This is a genomic window from Pseudomonas fakonensis, assembly GCF_019139895.1.
Taxonomy (GTDB): Bacteria; Pseudomonadota; Gammaproteobacteria; order Pseudomonadales; family Pseudomonadaceae; genus Aquipseudomonas; species Aquipseudomonas fakonensis.
On record NZ_CP077076.1, the window covers coordinates 4,154,198 to 4,178,979 of the forward strand.

The window sequence follows — 24,782 nt, forward strand, 5'->3', positions numbered from 1 at the left end:
CCGCCCTGCGAGCCCTTCCCATGTCTTGCAACATCCTGCCGTTTTCCCAACGCAGCGACCCTGCACGCCTGCCTACCCCCCTGACCGCGCTGTTTCGTTCCAACCTGGCGCTGTTGCACAGCCATGACCAGAACACCCGGCACTACTTCGGCATGGCCCGCAGCGAACTGCTCGAACGGGTGGGCAGCGAGCCCGCGCCCGGCCCCAGCACAGATGCGCATCACCCAGCGGTACTGCGCTACCAGCGCAACCTCGCCCAGCTGCTGAGCCTGCCCGCTTGCCTCGACGCGCAGCCGGATGAGTCTGCCTTTTTCTGGTTTGAACAGTGCTTTCATCGTTACTTCACCGAGCGTTTTCTCAAGCACCCGGCCTACCCACAGGTGGCTGACGCGCTGCACAGCACGACCGTGCTCGAGGGGCTGCGCCCCTACGTGAGAAACACCGTGCGCCGCTTGTCGGAGCCAACCCTGGTCCATGCGCTCAACCATCGGATACTGGCCGACCCAAGCTTTACCCTGAGTCAGTTCAGCGAAGGTTTGCAAGCACCTGCCAGGGTCGCTGACCTCGCGTCGAGCTATCCGGTGCTGTTCAACCTGCTGTTCGACACCCTAGAAGACATCACCCACTACCTGTTCAGCGTTATCCGCCACTACCTTGCCGACCGTCCGGCACTGCGCAAGCGCTTCGCCTGCGCGCTGGAGCAGATCGACACGATCCGGCTGGGCCTGGGCGACCCCCATGGCCGGCAGCAGACCGTCTGCGAAGTGACCAGCGCCACCAGCAGCTTCATCTACAAGCCCAGGCGCAATCATGAGATGCGCTTCTACAACGAGAGCCTGGCGCTGCTGCGGCGCCGAACCGGCAGCGACTGGTTCGACTGTTTCTCGCCGAGGCTGCTCGTGGGCGCCGATCACTGCTGGGTCGAGAAAATCCCCCACGTCCCGTGCCAGTCACCCCCGCAGCGGGCCTTGTTCTACCAACGCCTGGGCGCGCAGATTGCACTCATCCACGCATTCAACGGCATCGACTTCCACTTCGAAAACATCATTGCCCACGGCTGCAGCCCGGTGATGATCGACCTGGAGTGCCTGTTTACCGCGCCCCTTGGCGCCACACTGAACGCCGCCCCGCTGGAGGGCGCGCTGGCCAGTGCCCAGCGGATGGCCCGGGAGTCGATTTTCGCCACCGGCTTCGTACCTTATGCGCAACACGCGCTGAACGATGTCAGCGCCTTGAGCGCGCAGTCGCAGCTGGCGATCACCCGGCAGACACTGGTGCAGGACAAGGGTTTCTACCACCTGCGTAAATCGTCGGCCCAGCGCCAGGCGCCGGTTCAACACCAACCGTTCGCCAGCGCCACCGACCCGACCCCCTACCTGCCCGCCTTGCGCGAAGGCTTCGAATTTGCCTATGACGCCATCTGCAGCCACCGGGACGCATTGCTCGAGCACCTGGAGTGCAATGCCGCACAGCTAAGCACGCGCATTCTGGTAAAGAATACCCAGCGCTATGTCGACTTCATCGCCCTTGGCCTGCACCCAAGGTTCATGCAGAACCAGCTCGACCGAGAACTGCTGCTCGCTACCCTGTGGTCGGATGCCATCGACAAGCCGTTGCACGGCGCGGCCTTCAAGGCAGAGGTCGAAGATCTCAAGCGACTGGCCATTCCCCGCTTCGAACTGCCGATCAATAGCTGCTCCCTCGGCACGGCAGTCGGCGCCGATACCGCGCTGATACTCGAACACAGCCCCTTGCAAGGTTGCCGGCACAAGATCCAGTCGCTGGGCCCGGCCGACAAGAAGCTGCAAATGGCGGTGTTCGACCAATGCCTGAACCGCCGCCAAGGTGCCCAGTGCCCGCTGAACGCCGCGCACAGCGGCCGCCATGCCTCGCCGCTGAGCCCTGCCCTGGCGCTGCAGGCGGCCCAGCGCATTGCCGGGCAAATAGAAGACCTGCTGATCACCGACGAAGACCAAGGCGCCCGCTGGCTCACCTTCAAGACCCACGGCGTCACCGGCAAGCCCTACCTGACGGTGATGGGCAACGACCTGTATTCCGGGATCGCGGGGCTTGGGCTGTTATTTCTGGGGTTGTATCAGGTCACCGCCGACCGGCGCTATCTGCAGCGCACCGACCAGATACTCGGGTCCCTGGCCAGCACCCGGCAGGCCTTCGGCGCTGGCGCCGATAGCGGCGGCTACCAGAAGCTGGCTGGCCACCTCTACCTGCTATGGCATCGCCAGGTGCTGGCCCCTACCCAGCAGTACGACCAGCCATTGCAGAGGCTGCAGGAACAGCTTTGCGCGTTGCCCTGCGACGCCTTCGACATCGACTTCATCGCCGGCAGCAGCGGCGCCCTGGCCCTGCTGTCCGAACTGCACCGCTGCGCGCCAACGGCGCAGTTGGCCCACGCCATCGACAAGCGCCTCGAGCAGATCGCCCGCACCCTGTATCTGGGCGATGATGGCCGGCTGCACCACCGCGACGGCTCGACCGTGTTGAGCGGGCTCGCCCATGGCCTTTCAGGGGTGATCCTGGCGCTGTGCAAAGCCTATGGCGCAACCCGCGACAGCCGGATCGTGCCCTTGATCGAAGGTTATGTCAGCGCGGAAAACGCCCTCAAGGACCAGGGCTTCTGGCTGGATCTGCGCGAATGCCGCCAAGCGCGGCATGCAAGCAAATGGTGCCACGGGGACGCCGGTATTCTGCTGGCACGGCTGGCTGTGCGTGAGTGCCTGGGGGCGCAACTGCCGCCAAGCCTGGCTGCGGTAGTGAACCACGATATCACCTGCTGCCTGGACAACCTCCGGGCTGGCGGATTGAACGACGGCTACACCCTTTGCCATGGCGATTTTGGCAACCTGATGTGCCTGGACCGCTTCCATCATGCGCAAGGCGACCAGGGCGCCATCGAGCAGATCGCACGCCTGCGAGGCGCAGCGCTGAGCGACTACCTGCACGATGATGCGCTGCAGTGCCAAGCGTATCCGCAGCTTGGGCTGATGACCGGGATCTCAGGGGTCGGCTACGCCTTGCTCAAGCACATCGACCACTCGCTACCGGACGTGCTGTCGCTGGCCTTCACCCGCCCATCCGGCGGCCTGCAGCGGTAAAAAAACAAAGGCCACCCTAGGGTGGCCTCTGTCTGCGTGGGGGGTATTGCGTGTTACTTACTTCTTGGCTTCCCAGCCAGTCAGCTCGGCCAGGGCCTTGCCGATGTCAGCCAGGGAACGCACGGTCTTCACACCAGCGTCCTGCAGGGCGGCGAACTTCTCGTCCGCAGTGCCCTTGCCGCCGGAGATGATGGCGCCAGCGTGGCCCATGCGCTTGCCCGCCGGAGCGGTAACACCAGCGATGTACGAAACCACTGGCTTGGTGACGTTGGCCTTGATGTAGGCAGCAGCCTCTTCTTCAGCCGAACCGCCGATCTCACCGATCATGACGATCGCTTCGGTCTTCGGGTCTTCCTGGAACAGCTTCAGGATGTCGATGAAGTTCGAGCCTGGGATCGGGTCACCGCCGATGCCGACGCAGGTCGACTGGCCGAAGCCGGCGTCGGTGGTCTGCTTGACAGCTTCGTAGGTCAGGGTGCCGGAGCGCGACACGATACCGACCTTGCCTGGCAGGTGGATGTGGCCTGGCATGATGCCGATCTTGCACTCGCCCGGGGTGATGACACCTGGGCAGTTAGGGCCGATCAGGGTAACACCCAGCTCGTCGCACTTGACCTTGGCGTCCAGCATGTCGAGGGTAGGGATACCTTCGGTGATGCAGACGATCAGCTTGATGCCACCGAAGGCGGCTTCCAGGATCGAGTCCTTGCAGAAAGGAGCCGGAACGTAGATCACCGAAGCGTCAGCGCCGGTGGCTTCCACGGCTTCTTTCACGGTGTTGAACACCGGCAGGCCCAGGTGGGTGGTGCCGCCTTTGCCTGGGGTCACGCCGCCAACCATCTTGGTGCCGTAGGCGATGGCTTGTTCGGAGTGGAAGGTACCCTGCGAGCCGGTGAAGCCCTGGCAGATGACTTTGGTGTCTTTATTGATCAGGACGCTCATTACTTGCCCTCCGCAGCTTTGACAACTTGTTGAGCAGCGTCGGTCAGGCTGGTTGCAGCAATGATGTTCAAACCGCTTTCTGCCAGTACTTTGGCGCCGAGTTCGGCGTTGTTGCCTTCCAGACGGACAACAACCGGTACTTTAACGCCGACTTCTTTCACGGCGCCGATGATGCCTTCGGCAATCATGTCGCAGCGAACGATGCCGCCGAAGATGTTGACCAGTACGGCCGCGACATTGCTGTCGGACAGAATGATCTTGAACGCTTCGGTAACGCGTTCTTTGGTAGCGCCGCCGCCCACGTCGAGGAAGTTGGCTGGCTTGCCGCCGTGCAGGTTGACGATGTCCATGGTACCCATGGCCAGGCCAGCACCGTTGACCATGCAGCCGATGTTGCCTTCCAGCGCTACGTAGTTCAGTTCGAACTTGGCAGCGTGGGCTTCACGGGCGTCGTCCTGCGACGGGTCGTGGAAGGTCTTCAGCTTAGGCTGACGGTACATGGCGTTGGCGTCGATGTTGATCTTGGCATCGAGGCAGTGCAGGTCGCCGTCGGCCTTGATCACCAGCGGGTTCACTTCCAGCAGGGCCAGGTCGTGATCCTTGAACAGCTTGGCCAGGCCTACGAAGATCTTGGCGAACTGTTGTACCTGCTTGCCTTCCAGGCCCAGCTGGAATGCCAGCTCACGGCCCTGGAACGGCTGAGCGCCGACCAGCGGGTCGATGGTGGCCTTGAGGATCTTCTCGGGGGTGTCGTGAGCGACTTTCTCGATGTCCACGCCACCTTCGGTGGAGGCCATGAACACGATGCGGCGGCTCGAGCGATCGACTACAGCGCCCAGGTACAGCTCTTTGGCGATGTCAGTGCAGGATTCGACCAGGATCTTGGAAACTGGCTGACCATTGGCGTCGGTCTGGTAGGTAACCAGATTCTTGCCCAGCCACTGTGCAGCGAACGCCTTGGCGTCTTCCTTGCTGCGAACCAGCTTGACGCCGCCCGCTTTACCGCGACCACCGGCGTGGACCTGAGCCTTTACGACCCACTCCGAACCGCCGATCTTGTCGCAGGCCTCTGCTGCAGCTTCAGGGGTGTCGACTGCGAAACCCTTGGAAACTGGCAGGCCGTATTCAGCGAACAGCTGCTTACCCTGATACTCGTGAAGATTCATGCTTTTTACCGTCTTCGTTAGGTACTGCGCTTCGGCGCTGCGCCATTGCTGGCGCCGCACCACCTGTGACCGTTGACCCCGGGTTATCCCATGTGATCCGGTCCGGCGGACGTTCCGCGGTGAGTCATGCACGCAAGACTCACGACGGGCAGCCCGCCGTGGTTTCTTATAATTAACGCTTCTTACGGTTGGCGACGTGAATGGCGCCGCCATTCACCGCCAGCGCTGCTTCATGCAGCGCTTCGGACAGGGTTGGATGGCTGAAGACCATCATGCCCAGATCCTCGGCACTGGTGCCGAATTCCATTGCGATCGCGCCTTGCTGTACCAGCTCGGCAGCCGATGGGCCGATCACGTGTACACCCAGTACGCGGTCGGTCTTCGCATCGGCGATGACCTTGACGAAACCGCCGGTGTCGTTGGCTGCCATCGCACGGCCGCTGGCCGCGAACGGGAAGGTGCCCACGTTAACCTCAACGCCTTCGGCTTTCAACGCCTGTTCGGTCTTGCCGACCCACGCGATTTCCGGGTGGGTGTAGATGACCGACGGGATCAGGTCGTAGTTCATCTGGGCCTTGTGGCCCTTGATGCGCTCGACGACCATGATGCCCTCTTCCGAGGCCTTGTGCGCCAGCATCATGCCGCGTACCACGTCACCGATGGCGAACACGCCCGGTACGCTGGTGGCGCAGTGATCGTCGACGAAGATGTAGCCACGCTCGTCGATGGTCACGCCGCTGTCGGCAGCCAGCAGATCGGTGGTCACCGGGCGACGGCCGACCGCAACGATCAGCTTGTCGAAGGTGATCTTCTGCTCGCCTTCGGCGTTGGTGTAGGTGACTTCGACTTCGTTGCCGTTGACTTTCGAGCCGGTGACGCGAGCGCCCAGCTTGATGTCCAGGCCTTGCTTGGTCAGGGTCTTCTGGGCTTCTTTCGACACGGCGGTGTCGGCAGCCATCAGGAAGGTGTCCAGGGCTTCCAGCACGGTGACTTCAGCACCCAGGCGAGCCCATACCGAGCCCAGCTCCAGGCCGATCACGCCGGCACCGATCACGCCCAGGCGCTTTGGAACGGTCTGGAATTCCAGGGCGCCGGTGGAGTCGACGATGACGTTCTGGTCGACCGGAGCCGGCGGAATGTCGATCGGGCGCGAGCCGGAAGCGAGAATGACGTTCTCGGCTTCGATGACTTCGGTGGTGCCGTCAGCCTTGGTGACTTCGACTTTCTTGCCAGCCAGCAGCTTGCCGTGGCCCTGGATCGAGGTCACGCCGTTGGCCTTGAACAGGGTGGCAACGCCGCCGGTCAGGTTCTTCACGATGCCAGCCTTGCGGCCAACCATCGCGGCCACGTCCATCTTCACTTCGCCAGTGGAGATACCGTGGACGTTGAAGCTCTCTTTGGCTTCCTTGTACTTCCAGGAGCTGTCCAGCAGCGCCTTGGACGGGATGCAACCTACGTTCAGGCAGGTGCCGCCCAGGGCCAGCTTGCCCTCAGCGTCGGTGTACTTCTCGATACAGGCAGTCTTCAGACCGAGTTGGGCGGCCTTGATGGCAGCCACATAGCCGCCAGGACCTGCACCAATCACCACTACGTCGAATTTCTGGGTCATAAAAGCTTCCTTATCAGCAACTAGCTACAAGCCAAAAGCTGCAAGCCTACACGCTTCTACATGAAGCTTGCAGCTTGCAACTTGTGACTGCTTGATTAGATGTCCAGCAGCAGGCGAGACGGATCTTCCAGCAGGTTCTTGATGGTCACCAGGAAGGTTACCGCTTCCTTGCCGTCGATCAGGCGGTGGTCGTAGGACAACGCCAGGTACATCATCGGGCGGATCACCACTTGGCCGTTGATGGCCATCGGGCGCTGGATGATGTTGTGCATGCCCAAAATGGCGGCCTGCGGCGGGTTGACGATCGGGGTCGACATCATCGAACCGAAGGTGCCACCGTTGGTGATGGTGAAGGTGCCGCCGGTCATTTCATCGATCGACAGCTTGCCGTCACGGGCCTTCTTGCCGAAGGTGGCGATGCCGTTCTCGATCTCGGCCAGCGACATCGATTCGGCGTTGCGCAGCACCGGTACCACCAGGCCACGGTCGCTGGAAACAGCGACGCCGACGTCGGCAAAGCCGTGGTAGACGATGTCGTTGCCGTCGATCGAGGCGTTGACTGCCGGGTAGCGCTTCAGCGCTTCGGTAGCGGCCTTGACGAAGAACGACATGAAGCCCAGGCGCACGCCGTTGTGGGTCTTCTCGAACAGGTCCTTGTACTTCGAACGCAGGGCCATGACTTCGGTCATGTCGACTTCGTTGAAGGTGGTCAGCATGGCCATGTTCGACTGGGCTTCGACCAGACGCTCGGCGATCTTGGCGCGCAGGCGGGTCATCGGCACGCGCTTCTCGGTGCGATCGCCAGCAGCGACGACCACTGCAGCAGCAGGGGCAGCAGCTGGTTTGGCAGCAGGAGCGGCAGCCGGGGCCGACTTCTTGTTGGCGACGGCGGCGACGACGTCCTCCTTGGTGATGCGACCACCTTTGCCGGTGCCGGCAACGGTCGCCAGGTCGATGCCGTTTTCTTCGGCCAGCTTGCGTGCAGCAGGTGCAGCAACCGGGTCGTCTTCGCCAGCGTCGGCGGCGGCAGCGGCCGGAGCGGCAGCAGGCGCAGCAGCAGCGGCTGGTGCGGCGGCGCCAGCACCACCTTCAACGATCGAACCCAGCACTTCGTCGGACAGGACGGTGTCGCCCTCGCCCTTGACGATGGCACCCAGCACGCCGTCGGCGGTGGCCAGGACTTCCAGGACGACCTTGTCGGTTTCGATGTCGACGATCAGCTCGTCACGCTTGACGGCGTCGCCCGGCTGCTTGTGCCAGGTGGCAACGGTGCCGTCGGCGACCGATTCCGGGAAGGTTGGGGCTTTGATCTCGATAGCCATTATCAGTGTTTCCTTAAATTCGGTTTCAGGTGCGCGAAGGCGTTAGACAGTGAAGGCGTCTTGCAGCAGTTTTTCCTGCTGTTCGGCGTGCTTCGATGCGTAACCACAGGCTGGCGCGGCGGAAGCGTCGCGGCCGGCGTATTCCAGGACCAGTGCCTTGTTGTGGCGGCCCAGGATACGGCGCATGTGGTGCTGACTGCTGTACCAGGCGCCCTGGTTCATCGGTTCTTCCTGGCACCACACCGCAGCTTTGAGGTTGGTGTACTGGGCCAGGATTTCGACCAGGTCATCCTCAGGGAACGGATACAGCTGCTCCAGACGCAGGATGGCAATGTCTTCGCGGCCTTCGGCACGGCGTTTTTCCAGCAGGTCGTAGTAGACCTTGCCGCTGCACAGCACCAGGCGCTCGACCTTGGCCGGATCGATCGCGTCGATTTCCGGGATCACGGTCTGGAACGAGCCTTCGGCCAGGTCTTCCAGGGTCGAGATGGCCAGCTTGTGGCGCAGCAGCGACTTTGGAGTCAGCACCACCAGCGGCTTGCGCAGCGGGCGGATGACCTGACGGCGCAGCAGGTGGTAGATCTGTGCCGGGGTGGTCGGTACGCAGACCTGGATGTTGTGCTCGGCGCACAGCTGCAGGTAACGCTCCAGACGCGCGGAGGAGTGCTCCGGGCCCTGCCCTTCATAACCGTGTGGCAGCAGCATGGTCAGACCGCACAGGCGGCCCCACTTGTGCTCGCCGCTGGTGATGAACTGGTCGATCACCACTTGCGCACCGTTGGCAAAGTCGCCGAACTGGGCTTCCCAGATCACCAGCGCGTTCGGCGTGGTGGTGGAGTAGCCGTATTCGAACGCCAGTACCGCCTCTTCCGACAGGAACGAGTCGTACAGGTCGAAACGTGGCTGGCCCGGGAACAGGTTCTTCAACGGTACGTAGGTGCTGGCATCCTTCTGGTTGTGCAGCACTGCGTGACGGTGCGAGAAGGTGCCACGGCCGATGTCCTGGCCGGTCATGCGGATCGGGTGACCTTCGAACTGCAGGGTGGCGTAAGCCATGGTCTCTGCATAACCCCAGTTGATCGGCAAGCCACCGGCCTGCATCTTCTGACGGTCTTCGTAGATCTTCGCCACCTGACGCTGCACGACGAAGCCTTCCGGCAGCTCCAGCAGCTTGGCCGACAGCTCTTGCAGGGTCTTGAGGTCGAAGCGGGTGTCGTGACGCGCGGTCCAGGCGTGGCCCAGGTACGGACGCCAGTCGACGAACAGCTCGCGGTTCGGCTCCTTGACCAGGCTCTTGACCACGTGCAGGCCGTTGTCCAGCGCGTTGCGGTACTCGTCGATCTTGGCCTGGGCGCGCTCGGCATCGATGCGGCCAGCCTGGATCAGCGCGTCAGCGTACAACTCGCGGGTGGTGCGCTGCTTGGTGATCTGCTGGTACATCAGCGGCTGGGTGCCGTTCGGCTCGTCGGCCTCGTTGTGGCCGCGACGACGGTAGCAGACCAGGTCGATGACCACGTCACGCTTGAACTGCATGCGGTAATCGATGGCCAGCTGGGTGACGAACAGTACGGCTTCAGGGTCATCGCCGTTCACGTGCAGGATCGGCGCCTGGATCATCTTGGCAACGTCGGTGGCGTACTCGGTGGAGCGCGCATCCAGCGGGTTGCTGATGGTGAAACCAACCTGGTTGTTGATCACGATGTGCACGGTACCGCCGGTCTTGAAACCGCGGGTCTGCGACATCTGGAAGGTTTCCATGACCACGCCCTGGCCGGCGAACGCTGCGTCACCGTGGATCGAGATCGGCAGGACCTTGTCGCCAACGGTGTCGTTGCGGCGGTCCTGACGGGCGCGAACCGAGCCTTCCACCACTGGCGAGACGATTTCCAGGTGGGAAGGGTTGAACGCCATGGCCAGGTGGACTTCGCCGCCCGGGGTCATCACGTTCGAGGAGAAGCCCTGGTGATACTTCACGTCACCGGAGCCCAGCTCGTTCATCTTCTTGCCTTCGAACTCGTCGAACAGCTCGCGCGGGTTCTTGCCGAAGGTGTTGACGAGCACGTTCAGGCGGCCACGGTGGGCCATGCCGATGACCACTTCCTTGGTGCCGTAGGAGCCGGAGCGCTGGATCATCTCGTCCAGCATCGGGATCAGGCTTTCGCCACCCTCCAGGCCGAAACGCTTGGTGCCCGGGTACTTGGTGCCCAGGTACTTCTCCAGGCCCTCACCGGCCGTGACGCGCTCGAGCAAGTGGGTCTGCACGTCGGCGGAGAAATCAGGGCGGCCACGGACGCTTTCGAGACGCTGCTGGAACCAGCTGCGCTGCTCGGAATCGACGATGTGGGTGAACTCGGCGCCAATGGTGCGACAATATGTCTTCTCGAGTGCCTCGAAGATTTCGCGTAGGCTCGCCTCCTCTTTGCCGATGAACAGGTCGCCGGCACGGAAGGTCGTATCAAGATCGGCATTGGTCAAGCCGTAGTGATTGATCGACAGGTCTACGGGCGCAGGGCGCTGCCACAACCCCAAGGGGTCGAGCTTGGCAGCCTGATGGCCGCGCATACGATAGGCCTGGATCAGTCGCAGCACTTCAACCTGCTTCTTCTCGTGTTCTGTGCTCACGCTCCCGGCGGAAACCGGTTGGGCGCGGCGCTGGTTCTTTGCCAGCAATACGAAATGGTCGCGGATCGTCGAGTGCGATACATCGGTAGCGGTGCTGCCGTCGGCGGGCAACTTCTGGAAGTAGGTGCGCCACTCTTCTGGCACAGCGTTAGGGTCGTGCAGGTAGAGCTCGTAGAGCTCTTCCACATATGCAGCGTTACCACCTGAAAGGTGGGCGCTTTCCCACATGCGCTGCATCACGCTTTCTTGCATGCTTGGTCACCCTCGGTTAGGGGACTGATCGGCGAGAGCCATAGAAAACATGGAAAAGTCCGAACACAGCGACTGAACCACGCCACCTGGATCCTGCTGATTTTCCGGGTACCAGCCCGGAAAGCCCCTGCTGGTCTCATATCTTCATAGGTAATGGGCGCGGGCTTTGTGGGCCCTTGCCCGAGTTTTACCTCAGTGCGGGCTCACCACCCGCACCTCGGCATGCTGCAGTTACAACGTTTTGAATCAGGTGCCGCTTTGCAGCAGCATGTTACGTACGTGGCCGATTGCCTTGGTCGGGTTCAAACCCTTCGGGCAGACGTTCACGCAGTTCATGATCCCGCGGCAGCGGAATACGCTGAACGGGTCATCCAGGGACGCCAGGCGCTCCTGGGTCTTGGTGTCGCGGCTGTCGGCCAGGAAGCGGTAGGCCTGCAGCAAAGCAGCCGGGCCCAGGAACTTGTCCGGGTTCCACCAGAACGACGGGCAGGAGGTCGAGCAGCAGGCGCACAGGATGCACTCGTACAGGCCGTCCAGCTTGTCGCGGTCTTCCGGCGACTGCAGGCGCTCGATGGCCGGAGCCGGCGTGTCGTTCTGCAGGAACGGCTTCACCTTCTCGTACTGCTTGTAGAAGATGCTCATGTCGACGACCAGGTCACGAATGACCGGCAGGCCCGGCAGCGGGCGCAGCACCAGCTTGTTGCCCTTGACCACGCCCGACAGCGGGGTGATGCAGGCCAGGCCGTTCTTGCCGTTCATGTTCATGCCGTCGGAACCGCACACGCCTTCACGGCACGAGCGACGGTACGAGAAGCCCTCGTCCTTTTCCTTGATCAGCGCCAGCACATCCAGAACCATCAGGTCCTTGCCGCCGGTATCGACGTCGAACGACTCCATCTTGGGGGCCGAGTCGGTGTCGGGGTTGTAGCGATAAACTTCGACTTTCAACATAGCAGCCACCCTTAGTAAGTCCGGACTTTTGGTTCGAAGGCAGGAACTGTCTTCGGCGCAAAGTTGACGCCGCGCTTGGCAACGCGCTTCTCACCCGGGTAGTACAGGGTGTGGCACAGCCAGTTTTCGTCGTCACGGTCTTCGAAGTCTTCACGGGCGTGGGCGCCGCGGGACTCTTTACGGGCTTCGGCCGCAATGGCGGTAGCTTCGGCGACTTCCAGCAGGTTCTGCAGCTCCAGCGCTTCGATACGCGCGGTGTTGAAGGCCTGGGACTTGTCGTTGATCTTGACGTTGGCGATGCGGTCACGCAGGCCGGCCAGTTGCTCGATACCCTTCTGCATGTATTCGCCGGTACGGAACACACCGAAGTAGTTCTGCATGCAGCTTTGCAGCTCGCGCTTGAGGCTGGCAACGTCTTCGCCGCTGGTACGCTCGTTGAGCTTGTTCAGGCGGTTCAGGGCAACGTCGACATCGGTGTCGCTGGCGTCGCGGTATTCCACGCCGTCGGACAGGGCTTTTTCCAGGTGCAGGCCGGCAGCACGGCCGAACACCACCAGGTCGAGCAGCGAGTTGCCGCCCAGGCGGTTGGCACCGTGAACCGATACGCACGCCACTTCGCCTACGGCGAACAGGCCCGGGATGATGTGGTCCTTGCCTTCGGCGTCCATGGTGATGGCCTGGCCATGGATGTTGGTGGCAACGCCGCCCATCATGTAGTGGCAGGTCGGCACGACCGGTACCGGCGCGACCACAGGGTCGACGTGGGCGAAGGTCTTGGACAGCTCGCAAATGCCTGGCAGGCGGCTGTGCAGCACTTCCTCGCCCAGGTGGTCCAGCTTCAGCAGTACGTGGTCCTTGTTCGGGCCCACGCCGTTGCCGGCGATGATCTCTTTGACCATGGAACGGGCAACCACGTCGCGGCCGGCCAGGTCTTTGGCGTTCGGCGCGTAACGCTCCATGAAGCGCTCGCCGTGGGCGTTGATCAGGTAACCACCTTCACCGCGGCAACCTTCGGTGACCAGTACACCGGCGCCGGCGATGCCGGTCGGGTGGAACTGCCACATCTCGATGTCCTGCACCGGCACGCCGGCACGCAGGGCCATGCCGATACCGTCGCCGGTATTGATCAGGGCGTTGGTGGTGGAGGCGTAGATACGGCCGGCACCGCCAGTGGCCAGTACGGTGGCCTTGGACTTGATGTACATGGTTTCGCCGGTTTCGATGCAGATCGCGATCACACCGACGAAAGCGCCGTCCTGGTTCTTCACCAGGTCAACGGCGTAGTACTCGTTGAGGAAGGTGGTGCCTGCCTTCAGGTTGCCCTGGTACAGGGTGTGCAGCAGCGCGTGACCGGTACGGTCGGAAGCTGCGCAGGTACGGGCAGCCTGGCCACCCTTGCCGAAGTCCTTGGACTGGCCACCGAACGGGCGCTGGTAGATGCGGCCGGTTTCGGTACGCGAGAACGGCAGGCCCATGTGGTCCAGCTCGAACACCGCAGCCGGGCCTTCCTGACACATGTATTCGATAGCGTCCTGGTCACCGATGTAGTCGGAACCCTTGACGGTATCGTACATGTGCCAGCGCCAGTCGTCGTTCGGGTCGGCCGAAGCGATGGCGCAGGTGATGCCGCCCTGGGCGGAAACGGTGTGCGAACGGGTCGGGAACACCTTGGTGACTACTGCGGTCTTGTGGCCGCCTTGAGCCAGTTGCAGCGCAGCGCGCATGCCGGCGCCGCCGCCACCGATGATGATGGCGTCGAACGAAATGGTTGGAATGTTAGCCATGAATCAGATACCCCAGAGAATCTGCACACCCCAGACGAAGTACGCGAACATCGCAACGCCGCATACAGCCTGGAACAGGAAACGGATCGCAGTCGCCGACTTGCCGAACGACATCGGCGTCAGGTAGTCGGTGGCGATGGTCCACATGCCGACCCAGGCGTGAGCGCCCAGTGCGACAAGTGCCAGCAGACTGAAGATCCGCATCGCGTTGTTGGAGAACAGACCATGCCACTGGGCGTAGTCGATGCCTGGGTGAACGGCGAGGTAGCCGATCAGGAAGATGAAGTAAGCCGCGAGAACGACCGCCGACACGCGCTGTGCCATCCAGTCATAGAGGCCCGAACGCGAGAGGTTCGTGACGTTAGTTACCATACCCAAACTCCTGCCAGAACGATCAGCACCACGGAGATGACGATCACGATTTTCGAGCCCAGCTTGCCGCCTTCCAGCGTCTCACCGACACCCATGTCCATGATCAGGTGGCGCACACCTGCGACGAGGTGGTACAGCAGGCCGGACAGCAGGCCCCAGGTCACCAGTTTGGCCAGCGGACTGGTCAGACACGCCTTCACCTCGGCAAAGCCTTCCTCGGAACCCAGCGACTTGCCCAGTGCGTAAAGCATGATGGCAAGGCCGAGGAACAGGATGACGCCGGAAACGCGGTGAAGAATGGACGTGTATGCGGTGATCGGGAGTTTGATGGTCCTTAGGTCTAGGTTTACAGGTCGTTGGCTTTTCACGGCTTTTTTCACACTGAAGAGCCCCTAGCGAACAGGGCAAAGTTGTTGGTAAGTGTACTGGTCAGGTACCCACCACCCAGGAGAGCGACGACACCCAGCGGGTCAGGCAAGAAAGCCTCTGGGAGTCGGCTGCCGAGTATAGACAGTTAGGTTGCTCATGACAACGCAAGGGGCTAGCCCGAATAGCGCATTGCCTTTAGTGAACAAAAGGCGTAAACGGGCGACAATTTCTTGAAAAATCAGCCTTGAGGCGGTGTTTCAACCAGCCTTTAGGCAAATTGACATTCGTTTTTATCCCTCTATAGTGGTGCGGGCCCTGCGTGGGGGGTCTGTCTGATGATTTCAAGCATTAATAGGAGGCCACATGGCTGACAAAAAAGCGCAGTTGGTCATCGAGGGCAATGCCCCCGTAGAGCTGCCCATTTTAACCGGCACCGTTGGTCCCGATGTAATCGACGTCCGCGGGTTGGGGGCATCCGGTCATTTCACCTTTGACCCAGGCTTCATGGCGACCGCCTCGTGCGAGTCGAAGATCACCTACATCGACGGCGACAAGGGCATCCTGCTGCACCGCGGCTACCCGATCGAACAGCTCGCCGAGAAATCCGACTACCTCGAAACCTGCTACCTGCTGCTCAACGGCGAACTGCCGAACGCCGAGCAGAAGGCCCAGTTCGTCAGCACCGTGAAAAACCACACCATGGTTCACGAGCAGCTGAAGTCCTTCTTCAACGGTTTCCGCCGTGACGCTCACCCGATGGCGGTGATGTGCGGTGTGGTTGGCGCCCTGTCGGCGTTCTACCACGACTCCCTGGACATCAATAACCCGCAGCACCGCGAAATCTCCGCGGTTCGCCTGGTCGCGAAAATGCCGACCCTGGCGGCGATGGTCTACAAGTACTCCATGGGCCAGCCCATGATGTACCCGCGCAACGACCTGTCGTACGCGGAGAACTTCCTGCACATGATGTTCAACACCCCGTGCGAGATCAAACCGATCAGCCCGACGCTGGCCAAGGCCATGGACCGGATCTTCATCCTCCATGCCGACCACGAGCAGAACGCCTCCACCTCCACCGTGCGCCTGGCAGGCTCTTCGGGTGCCAACCCGTTCGCCTGTATCGCTGCCGGTATCGCCGCACTCTGGGGCCCGGCCCACGGCGGTGCGAACGAAGCCGTTCTGACCATGCTCGATGAAATCGGTGACGTGTCGAACATCGACAAGTACATCGCCAAGGCCAAGGACAAGAACGACCCGTTCAAGCTCATGGGCTTCGGTCACCGCGTGTACAAGAACCGCGACCCGCGCGCCACCGTGATGAAGCAGACCTGCGACGAAGTGCTCGGCGAGCTGGGCATCAAGAACGACCCGCAGTTGGAACTGGCCATGCGCCTCGAAGAGATCGCCCTCACCGATCCGTACTTCATCGAGCGCTCGCTGTACCCGAACGTCGACTTCTATTCGGGCATCATCCTGAAGGCCATCGGCATCCCGACCAGCATGTTCACCGTGATCTTCGCCCTGGCACGCACCGTGGGCTGGATCTCGCACTGGAAGGAAATGCTCTCCGGCCCGTACAAGATCGGCCGCCCGCGCCAGCTGTACACCGGCGAGCAACAGCGCGATATCGTCGAGCTGAAAGACCGCAAGTAAGCGCCCTGGCGCTGAAATGAAAAAGCCCCGGCAGTGATGCCGGGGCTTTTTCATTGGCTTTGCGGGCCCGGCCCTATCGCCGGCAAGCCGGCGATAGGGCCGGGCCTGCCGGTCAGTTCTTTTCAGCCCGCTCGCGCAAGCTCTTCAGGGTATTGAACGGCGCATCCACCACGAACTTGTTGGCCAACCACGACGGCACGCTGCCACCCGGCTCGGTGTGCACCTGGTAAGTCACCTCGGTACTGTCGCCCTTGGGCACCAGCTTCCAGAACCCCTCCACCTGGGCGACCCGGACAAAGCCCTTCTCCTCCGGCAGGTAGGTCGGCTCTTCCTTCAATGTACGAGTCACGCTGCCGTCAGCCTCCTGCACAGTGGTCACGCGCAGCACCGAATCACGCGGGGTCACCGGCCACGGCGTGTTGAACTGGGTGTAGGTCCAGCTCTGGTCGCCTTCGTGCTTGAGCAATTTTTGCGACTTGCATTCGTGTACCCAGGCGCAAGCGCCGGCCACATCCTCTTGCAACGCCTTGACCTTGGCCAGCGGCGCCTTGATCACCGTCACGCCGCGGTAGGCCTTGTACTTGGAGCCGGCCACTTCGCTCAAGGACACCTTGATGCCCTCCTCGTCCTTGGCCACCTGCCAGCTTTCGGCCCAGGCGCTCGGCGCCAGCACCACACCCAGGCCACATAGCAGGGCGATACGCTTGATCGATCTCATCATCTTGTTCCTTTTGTCGAAGATCCAACCTGTCACGCCGCCGTCATCTGCTCCAGCCAACCAATGATCCGGATGGCTTCGTCCCGATCATTGCCACACACCTCCACCTCAGCCTTGAAGCCCCCGCACACCTTGGGCCGCTCGGGCTTGCCGAACAGCATGCACAGGTTGTCGACATCGAGCTGCAGGCAGCGTTCACCGGCCGGCTTGCCCTGCGGCATGCCAGGGATCGGCGAACTGATGGACGGGGCGATGCAGCAGGCACCACAGCCCTCGCGGCAATTCATGAACACAGGACTCCCAGAAGCAGAACGGGACGAACGTCCCTGGATACTAACCGCTCAAACATACGTTTGAAATTGCCAGACAGATGAAATCGTCGGTGACCCGGCAGTCAGTTACGGAATTCGAAATCGATGGCTGCGCCTTCCACATCACGACGGCTGTCGTTGCGCATCTGCAGCTGCATCTCGTTGCTGATCAGCCGGCCGTTGAGCTGGAACGGGCTGCTGTCGGACTCGGGCTTGGCGGGGAACATCGACGGCAGCAACGGCTTGCGCACCACCGGTGCGTCGCCGACGTCCGGCTCGAGCTTGTTGACCATGCCCTTGGGCAGGCTCAGGTCGAGCTTGGCCTTGGGCAAGGGTTTGGCGACCGCCTTGCTCGCCGGCCTTGCCTTGGCTTTGGCCTGGGCTTTTGGCTTGGCTTTGGCCGGCGCCTTCGCGGCAGGCTTGCCTTGCGCTTTGGCTGCTGGCTTGGCCTGTACCTTGGCCGCAGGCTCGGCTGCCATTGCCTGCCCCATGGGCAAGGCCGGCATCGCAAAACACAGGGCAAGGATTAGGGAGGGTAACGCTTTCATGGCAACCGCGGCAGAGTCTAAAAACGCGTATGCTCCCTGTTCCCTGCCCTTCTGACAAGCCTACAAAAGTGAGACTGTCGACTCCCTGCACAATTGCTGGGCCAGAAGGCCAAGGGTAATCACCGCGCGCTCGGCCTCCTTGCTCCAGGGAATACCGCAGTTGAGCCGAATGCAGTGGTTGAACTGCTCGGTGTTACTGAAGATCAGCCCGGGTGCGATGCTGATGCCCTGCTCCAGCGCGCGCACATGCAGCTCTTGGGTGTTCACTCGCCCAGGCAGGCTGATCCACAGGATGAAGCCGCCAGTCGGGCGGGTCATCTGGGTGCCCTCGGGGAAGTGCTGCTGCACCGCCAACTGGTAGGCGCTGAGGTTCTTGCGGTACTCCTGGCGGATGTAACGCAGGTGGCGATCGTAGCCGCCGTTTTCCAGGTAGGCCGCCACGGCCATCTGCGTGACGCTGCAGGCCGAATGGGTGGTGAAGGTCTGCAGGCGCTGGATCTCGTCCTGGTAGCGGCCGGCGATCATCCAGCCTACCCGCACCCCCGGCGATAGCGTCTTGGAGAAGCTCGAGCAGTAAATTACCCGGTCAAGCCGGTCGTAGGCCTTGAGCGCCTTGGTGCGGCCCTGCTCGAACATCAGCTCGCCGTAGATATCGTCCTCGACGATCTGGATGTCGAAGTCCGAGGCCAGGCGCAGCAGCTGCTTCTGCCGCTCTTCGGGGATGGTGCCACCCAGCGGGTTGCTCAGCCGCGCGGTCAGCACCAGGGCCTTGATCGACCACTGGTTGGCCGCCAGTTGCAACGCCTCCAGGCTGATGCCGGTGGACGGGTCGCTTGGGATCTCGATGACCTTCAAGCCGAGCAGGTCGGCCAGTTGCAGCAACCCATAGTAGGTCGGCGACTCGGCAGCAATCAGGTCGCCTGGGCGGGTGAGCACGCGCAGGGCCATCTGCAGGGCATCGACGCAGCCATGGGTGACCACCACCTCGCGCGGGTCCACCAGCACCCCGGCATCGCGCATGCGGATGGCGATCTGCCGGCGCAGCGGCTCGAAGCCCGGGCTGAACATGTAGCTGAATGCGCGCGGGCTGTGAAAGCGGGTAACCTTGGCCAGCTGCTGGTGCAACGCCCGCACCGGCAGGTAGTCGACATGCGGCACTGCCGCGCCAAAGGGGAACACCCCGTCGCGCCGCGCCTCGGTGAGTACCTGCTGGATGATGCTGGCCCGGGTGACCAGCCCCGGACGCTCGACCCGGGCGATGTCCGGGGTCTGTGCAGTCAGTGCCGGGGTTTGGTGCACGTAGTAGCCCGACTGCGGGCGGGCGCGGATCAGCCCCTGGTCCTCGAGGTTGGCGTAGGCCTGCAGCACGGTGGCGTGGCTGACATTGAGCTGGGCGCTCATCTTGCGTACCGAGGGCACCCGCTCGCCTGGCTGGTAGACACCACGACGGATGTCATCGGCCAGTTGCTGGGCAATGCGCTGGTACAGCAGCAGGTTGGTCATGGCGTGGTCTCGAAGCGCGGACAGGTCGTTGTTCTTGTGTGGCCTACAGCCAGGCCAGAATACCGTAACAGTTGCAAAGTGTACTGGGACAGATCACAGATTAGTCAACAATACAGTTGCGTTACAGCGAAACGGTGAACAGCCGACCAGCGCAACGTAGCACCTGCAAGGGTTTGTACGAAAAGTCGCCGAGCGGCGGTCAGGCAAGGCGAAAACAGGCGAGGAAGCGGAGTTTACGGGTTGTAAATGAGCATTCCGAGCCTGTTTTCAACGCAGCATGATCGTCGCGCAGGCACTTTTCGTACAAAGCCTAGTGTGGTGTTTCAGAAATACCGCTGAAAATCATTTGCCCAGCGCTCGCGCCGCGCGAGCGACTGAGGCAAGGATGTCCTCGGCCTTTTTGTGCCACCGAAATGGCTTCGGGTTCTGGTTGTAGGTTTCCAGGTAATACTCGATCGACGCCTCCAGGTCCTTAACGCTGACATGTGCCTGCCGCTTGATCCACTTCTCGCTCAGCGTTGAGAAAAACCGCTCAACCAGATTCAACCAAGATGCCGAGGTCGGCGTGAAGTGAATGTTGTAGCGCGGTCGCGCCGCAAGCCACGCCCTGACTTTGTCGGTCTTGTGAGTTGCGTAATTGTCCATGATCAGATGGATCGGCATATCGGCAGGTACTGACACATCGATCTCCCTTAGAAAGGCAAGGAACTCAGTACTGCGATGTTGTCGTTTGAGTCGGCCAATCACCTCACCGGTTGCCACATCCAGGGCGGCGAACAGCGAGGTCGTTCCGTGTCGTTTGTAGTCATGTGTGCGGGTTGCAGGGTTACCTGGGGAAAGCGGTAGTCCCGGCTGTGTGCGGTTCAGCGCTTGGATCTGGCTCTTTTCATCAACGCACAACACCAAGGCTCGTTCGGGTGGGTTCAAGTAGAGCCCAACGATGTCGTGAACCTTGTCGACAAACAACGGATCAGTGGAAAGCTTGAAGGTCTTTTCCAAGTGCGGCTTGATCCCGAACGCGTGCCAGATGCGCATCACGCTTGCAGGAGACAGGCCCGTCTCACGACTCATCCGTCGCGTGCTCCAATGACTGGAATCGTCGGGCTTGCCTTGCAGCACTTGGTTTACCACTTGCTGAACTTGCTCATCGGAAATGGTGCGAGGCCGGCCAGAGCGCGGTTCATCGTTCAGCCCCAGAAGCCCCAACTTTGAGAAGCGCTGACGCCACCGTGACACTACATCCTTGCTCGTCCCCAAGCGCTGAGCGATGTCATTGCCTGACTCGCCTGCGGCACAGGCTAGGATTATCTGCGCACGCAGCCGAGCGTCCTGAGCGCCTTTACGGAGCTTGATGCGGCGTAGCAGCTCTGACTTTTCGGTTTCGGAAAGGGTAATGACGGTTGCTGGTCGACCCATGTCGATGCCCTTGGAGAGTTGGCTTCTACAGAGCCTAGCTCAGATTTTCAGCGGTATTTCTGAAACACCATACTAGGGCCTCATCGCCGGCAAGCCGGCTCCTACAGGGTTTTGCGTCGCCTGCAGGAGCTGGCCCTCAACGCGCCAGCGAGAGCTTACCTTTTTCGTCCGAGAAGACGATCTCGACCCGACGGTTCTGCGCCCGGCCACGCTCCGAGGCGTTGGCCTCGACCGGGTACTGGTCGCCATAGCCGAGCACTTCGATGCGCGACTCCTTCACCCCCAGGTCGACCAGCATGTCGGCCACCGACTGGGCGCGCTCGCGGGACAGGCGCAGGTTGTCTTCCGGGGTGCCGGTGCTGTCGGTGTAGCCCTCGATGCGCACGATGCGCCGCGGGTTGAGCTGGAGGAACTGCACCAGCTTGAGCACGGTGCGGCTGGCGGAGCTTTTCAGCTCGGCCTGGTTGGTATCGAACAGCACATCGCCCAAGGTCATCACCAGGCCGCGATCGCTTTGCTCAGAGGCCAGCGCGGCGATTTGCGCTTCAACCACCTTGCCCTGCTGCTGCACGCTGGCCAGCTTGGCCTCGCGCAGTGCAAGCTGCAGGCGCTGGCGCTCAAGGTCGAGCTTGGCCAGGCGCTCCTGATTCAGCGCAAGCTTCGTATGCTCGGCGGCGATTTCGCTGTAGCGCTGGCTCAGGTAGGCATAGTGGCGCACATCGCTGCCGGTGCCGATATAGCCAGCCAGACGATCTGCCCGACCCAGCGACTCACCGGCGCGGATCACATCGCGCGGCGCGCTGCGCAGCACGTCGGAGTCGTCCTTGACCTTCTGGAATGCGGCGGTGGCGTCATCCAGCGCCGACTCGCTGCGCTGGCTGGCGCACCCCTGCAACCCGACCAGGGCCATCAGGGCCAGTGCAGCCATTGGCTTGAAGCGGCTCATGGCTGCACCTCCAGTTGCTTGCGCAGGCGCTTGATGCGCGACTGCACCACCAGCAACTGCTCTTCGCTCTTTTGCGTCAGCACCCGGGCCTCGGCCAGCCGGGCATCAAGTTCGGCCTGCTCGGCGCGCATGCGGGCATCGCGGTAGCTTTCGCCGGCCATGTTGGCCTTGGCACGGGCCAGCTTGTCTTCGGCCAGTTTGAACTCAGGAACCTGCTCACTGGCGCCGACCGCCTTGGCCTGCTCCAGTGCCTGCTCGGACAGGCGCATCTGCTCCTGGGGAGCGGGGTCGTTGGCACAGCCCGCCAGGCCGGCCATGGCCAGGGCTATTGCTAAGAAACGTGTATTCAAGCCGATTGAGCCTCTTACGCCTGATGACTGGGTGAGAGCCACGAACGCTCATGGCAGAGGGTTCGCGCGCAAAGCGGCAATAGTAACCTTGTTGGCGGGGATTTGCGTATCTGGCTGCGGGGAAGTGTTGCCCCCATCGCCGGCAAGCCGGCCCCTACAGGTATTGCGTGGTCCCTGTAGGAGCCGGCTTGCCGGCGGTGGGGCCATAACAGGCGCCGAACTCCGTCAGAACAGCACCGGTGCAGCTCGCTATACGAAGCATCGATCAAACAGATCATCTGCTGCGTTGATGAATGATGCCCGCAAGGCGCAGGCCAAAACCGCCGCAAACGGACGCTTCATGGCCTGCAACGGGCATCAGCCGCGCAGTAAGCTATCTTCGAACGGGTAGTGAGTCAGCACCTCGCAGCCCGCTTCGGTAACCAGCAACTGGTTCTCCAGCTTGATACCGTCACGCCCGCCCACCTCCCCCACATAGGCCTCGACGCACAGCGCCATGCCCGGCTGCAGCTCGCCTTCGTAGCCATGGGACTCAAGGTCTTCCGGGTAGCGGATGCTCGGGTATTCATCGCACAGCCCGACCCCATGGAACATCACCCCATAGCGCTGGGCGCGGCAGCTCTCGGGCAGGCGGTGGCCGCTGCGGGTCAGTTCGCTGAAGCCAACGCCCGGGCGCACCAGAGCGGTGTTGTAGTGGATGTGCTCATGGGCGATGCGGTACAGACGCTTCTGCTCAGCCGTGGGCTCGCGGTCACCGCAGATCCAACTGCGCGACATGTCCACACAGAAGCCGTACACGCCGATCAGGTCGGTATCGAACGACAGCAGGTCGCCATCCCCCAGCACCCGAGGCCCGGACTCCTGATACCAGGGGTTGGTGCGCGGGCCCGAACTCAGGATGCGGGTTTCGATCCACTCGCCGCCACGGCGGATATTACCCGCATGCAGCGCCGCCCATACGTCGTTCTCGGTGGCGCCGGCGCGCATAACCTCGCGCATCTCGCCGATGGCCGCCTCGCACGAGGCCACCGCGCAGCGCATGGCGAGGATTTCGTCCGGGCCCTTGATCAGCCGGGCGAACTCGGTCACCTCCTGGCCGTTGCACACCTGTACCCCCAACGCATCCAGGGCACGCAAGCCAGCCACCTCGATGCGGTCCACTGCCAGACGGCGGTTGCTGCCAGCATGAACGCGCAACAACTCGTCCACCTGGGCGCAGAACTTGCCGGCATGCTCCTCGGTTCGCTCGCCGGACTCGAAGTAGAAGAACGACGCGCCACTGCGCAGCTCGCTGACCAGCGGCAGGTGCGCCGACAGGTGCCCGCAGCCATGGAAGTCCCACAACACCACATGGCCGCTGGCCGACACGAAGCAGGCGCGGGCCGGGTTGTGCGCGGTCCACAACTGCATGTTGGTGGTGTCGGTGGCGTAGCGGATGTTCAACGGGTCGAACAGCAGGATGCCGCCCAGGTCGCGGGCCACCAGCTGTTGTACCAGCCGTTGCAAGCGGTACGCACGCATGCTCGGCAAATGCGGGGGTTGCAGCCCCAGCCGGGCCCATTCGGCGAAGGCCAGCGGTGTCGGGCCGATTTCGACACGGTCGTTGTCATCCGCCGATCCGTCGGCCTTCAGCCTCGCAGCGCGCTGGCGGGCGGGGTCGATACGGCGGGCATCGGGGGCAATGGAGTAAGGCGAAGTCATGGTCGGTCATCCTTGCGCTGTTGTTGTAATGGGTCAGGCAGGGTTGAGGCTATTGGCCGCACGCCTGGCGCGCAGGCGAAATTCCTTCGGCGCCAGGGCGAACAGCTCGCGAAAACGCCGATAGAAATGCGCAGTGCTGACGAAGCCACTGGCCAGGGAAACCTCGGTCAGCGACTTTTCGGTGTGCAGCAGCAACTGGCGGGCGTGGGTCAGGCGCAGCTCCAGGTAGTAGCGTGTCGGTGAGGCCTCGACATGGCGGCGGAAGTCGCGCTCCAGCTGGCGCCGGGATTGCCCGACGCGCCGGGCGATGGTTTCCATGCCCAATGGCGCTTCCACATGGGTGCGCATCAGTTCCAGGGCCGCCTGCAGGCAGGTGGGCAGCACCCGGTCGATGACCGGGGTCAGGGTCGAGGCCTGCTCGCGCTCGCCACCGCGGCGCCACAGCAGCATCTCCTGCACGGCCTTGAGCAACAGCGGCTCGCAACTGACGGCGAGCAGGCCGAGCATCAGGTCCGCCACCCCGGCGGTGCAAGCCCGGCTGTTGCGCCGCCGCCCACGGTGGCGGGTCAGGTGCACCCCTTCGGGCTCGCACACCAGCACGCAGTCCAGCGCACTCATCTGCAAAGTGCCCAGGGGCTGGGTCACGGGGATGTGGATGCCAACGTCACTGGCCACCCGCTCGCCCTCCCCGGCCACCTGCAACTCGAAGATCAGCGTGTTGGCGATGTGGTTGGCGGTCCACAGCGCGTCCATGGCCGCCGAGAACGCCATCAGCGAGAAGCCATCGTGCAGCACAAGGGCCACCCGCTGGGCAACACCGCCAGTTGGCTGCGGGTTGCCACGGGAAAGGTAGGTGAGGTTCTTGGTCTTGAGGGTGCTTTTGAATGAGCGGTTCATGGGGCGACACGCGCAAGCTCAGGCTCCAGATAAAGCAGCAGTTGAAGCAGAGAAACGCGTAGGCCCTGTTGCGCCCTGCACTGTCTCAGCAACTCCAATACATCGGCGATATGGCTCACTTTTATAATGACTCCCGATCAACTGCCTACGCCGGCAACAAAGCGGTTTCATTGAACACTTGAATTCGGATAGTCTCGAAAGTGTCCGCCTTGTTGCCTGAGCAACAGTCTATGGCCC

20 protein-coding genes are annotated in these 24,782 nt (G+C 62.3%); 2 read left to right on the forward strand and 18 right to left on the reverse strand.

What is annotated here, in order from left to right:
* The first annotated feature begins 20 nt into the window (after positions 1 to 20).
* On the forward strand, positions 21 to 3,113 hold the full coding sequence (lanM, locus tag KSS94_RS18230) for a type 2 lanthipeptide synthetase LanM (protein ID WP_217839480.1): 3,093 nt from the start codon (positions 21 to 23) through the stop codon (positions 3,111 to 3,113).
* 57 nt (positions 3,114 to 3,170) lie between these two features.
* Here the strand turns inward: lanM and sucD are convergent, their stop codons facing one another.
* From sucD to sdhC, 9 genes are all read right to left on the reverse strand, one after another.
* Entirely contained in the window at positions 3,171 to 4,055 is an 885-nt protein-coding gene (gene sucD / locus KSS94_RS18235; RefSeq protein WP_016393102.1) for a succinate--CoA ligase subunit alpha, read from the reverse strand.
* Complete coding sequence (gene sucC, locus KSS94_RS18240; protein WP_023629628.1) at positions 4,055 to 5,221, reverse strand: ADP-forming succinate--CoA ligase subunit beta; 1,167 nt, start codon at positions 5,219 to 5,221, stop codon at positions 4,055 to 4,057. Before sucC ends, sucD begins: the two co-directional genes overlap by 1 nt.
* A 172-nt stretch (positions 5,222 to 5,393) precedes the next feature.
* The gene (lpdA, locus tag KSS94_RS18245; protein WP_012273351.1) at positions 5,394 to 6,830 is read right to left on the reverse strand and encodes a dihydrolipoyl dehydrogenase; all 1,437 of its coding nucleotides are present in this window, start codon (positions 6,828 to 6,830) and stop codon (positions 5,394 to 5,396) included.
* A 95-nt stretch (positions 6,831 to 6,925) separates the two neighbouring features.
* Positions 6,926 to 8,152: a 2-oxoglutarate dehydrogenase complex dihydrolipoyllysine-residue succinyltransferase gene (odhB, locus tag KSS94_RS18250; protein WP_217839481.1), complete on the reverse strand. Its 1,227-nt coding sequence runs from the start codon at positions 8,150 to 8,152 to the stop codon at positions 6,926 to 6,928.
* A gap of 42 nt (positions 8,153 to 8,194) precedes the next feature.
* Positions 8,195 to 11,026, reverse strand: coding sequence for a 2-oxoglutarate dehydrogenase E1 component (locus tag KSS94_RS18255; RefSeq protein ID WP_217839482.1), 2,832 nt, complete (start codon positions 11,024 to 11,026; stop codon positions 8,195 to 8,197).
* Between the two features lie 246 nt (positions 11,027 to 11,272).
* On the reverse strand, positions 11,273 to 11,977 hold the full coding sequence (locus KSS94_RS18260; protein ID WP_012315348.1) for a succinate dehydrogenase iron-sulfur subunit: 705 nt from the start codon (positions 11,975 to 11,977) through the stop codon (positions 11,273 to 11,275).
* An 11-nt stretch (positions 11,978 to 11,988) separates the two neighbouring features.
* On the reverse strand, positions 11,989 to 13,761 hold the full coding sequence (gene sdhA / locus KSS94_RS18265) for a succinate dehydrogenase flavoprotein subunit (protein ID WP_194790991.1): 1,773 nt from the start codon (positions 13,759 to 13,761) through the stop codon (positions 11,989 to 11,991).
* A 3-nt stretch (positions 13,762 to 13,764) separates the two neighbouring features.
* Positions 13,765 to 14,133, reverse strand: a complete 369-nt coding sequence (gene sdhD, locus KSS94_RS18270) for a succinate dehydrogenase, hydrophobic membrane anchor protein (protein WP_217839483.1) — start codon at positions 14,131 to 14,133, stop codon at positions 13,765 to 13,767.
* Positions 14,127 to 14,513 carry a succinate dehydrogenase, cytochrome b556 subunit gene (gene sdhC, locus KSS94_RS18275; RefSeq protein ID WP_217839484.1) on the reverse strand — a complete coding sequence of 129 codons (387 nt, stop codon included), beginning with the start codon at positions 14,511 to 14,513 and terminating at the stop codon, positions 14,127 to 14,129. Before sdhC ends, sdhD begins: the two co-directional genes overlap by 7 nt.
* 352 nt (positions 14,514 to 14,865) lie before the next feature.
* On the opposite strand from sdhC, the gene gltA reads away from it, so the two are divergent.
* Positions 14,866 to 16,155 carry a citrate synthase gene (gene gltA, locus KSS94_RS18280; RefSeq protein WP_217839485.1) on the forward strand — a complete coding sequence of 430 codons (1,290 nt, stop codon included), beginning with the start codon at positions 14,866 to 14,868 and terminating at the stop codon, positions 16,153 to 16,155.
* Between the two features lie 112 nt (positions 16,156 to 16,267).
* On the opposite strand, the gene KSS94_RS18285 is transcribed toward gltA, so the two are convergent.
* From KSS94_RS18285 to KSS94_RS27415, 9 genes are all read right to left on the reverse strand, one after another.
* Positions 16,268 to 16,873, reverse strand: coding sequence for an START domain-containing protein (locus KSS94_RS18285; protein ID WP_217843623.1), 606 nt, complete (start codon positions 16,871 to 16,873; stop codon positions 16,268 to 16,270).
* Positions 16,874 to 16,905: 32 nt separating this feature from the next.
* Positions 16,906 to 17,160 carry a YkgJ family cysteine cluster protein gene (locus KSS94_RS18290; RefSeq protein WP_217839486.1) on the reverse strand — a complete coding sequence of 85 codons (255 nt, stop codon included), beginning with the start codon at positions 17,158 to 17,160 and terminating at the stop codon, positions 16,906 to 16,908.
* Between the two features lie 107 nt (positions 17,161 to 17,267).
* Entirely contained in the window at positions 17,268 to 17,732 is a 465-nt protein-coding gene (locus KSS94_RS18295; RefSeq protein WP_217839487.1) for a hypothetical protein, read from the reverse strand.
* 60 nt (positions 17,733 to 17,792) lie between these two features.
* A complete protein-coding gene (locus KSS94_RS18300) occupies positions 17,793 to 19,235 on the reverse strand; it encodes an aminotransferase-like domain-containing protein (RefSeq protein WP_217839488.1) in 1,443 nt (480 codons plus the stop codon).
* A 342-nt stretch (positions 19,236 to 19,577) separates the two neighbouring features.
* Positions 19,578 to 20,651: an IS630 family transposase gene (locus tag KSS94_RS18305; RefSeq protein WP_217839489.1), complete on the reverse strand. Its 1,074-nt coding sequence runs from the start codon at positions 20,649 to 20,651 to the stop codon at positions 19,578 to 19,580.
* A 136-nt stretch (positions 20,652 to 20,787) separates the two neighbouring features.
* Positions 20,788 to 21,597 carry an OmpA family protein gene (locus KSS94_RS18310; protein ID WP_217839490.1) on the reverse strand — a complete coding sequence of 270 codons (810 nt, stop codon included), beginning with the start codon at positions 21,595 to 21,597 and terminating at the stop codon, positions 20,788 to 20,790.
* Positions 21,594 to 21,914: a DUF4398 domain-containing protein gene (locus tag KSS94_RS18315; RefSeq protein ID WP_437180021.1), complete on the reverse strand. Its 321-nt coding sequence runs from the start codon at positions 21,912 to 21,914 to the stop codon at positions 21,594 to 21,596. Before KSS94_RS18315 ends, KSS94_RS18310 begins: the two co-directional genes overlap by 4 nt.
* Positions 21,915 to 22,304: 390 nt before the next feature.
* Entirely contained in the window at positions 22,305 to 23,648 is a 1,344-nt protein-coding gene (gene dddP / locus KSS94_RS18320; protein WP_217839492.1) for a dimethylsulfonioproprionate lyase DddP, read from the reverse strand.
* A gap of 33 nt (positions 23,649 to 23,681) precedes the next feature.
* Positions 23,682 to 24,545, reverse strand: a complete 864-nt coding sequence (locus tag KSS94_RS27415) for a helix-turn-helix domain-containing protein (protein WP_217839493.1) — start codon at positions 24,543 to 24,545, stop codon at positions 23,682 to 23,684.
* Positions 24,546 to 24,782 lie beyond the last annotated feature (237 nt).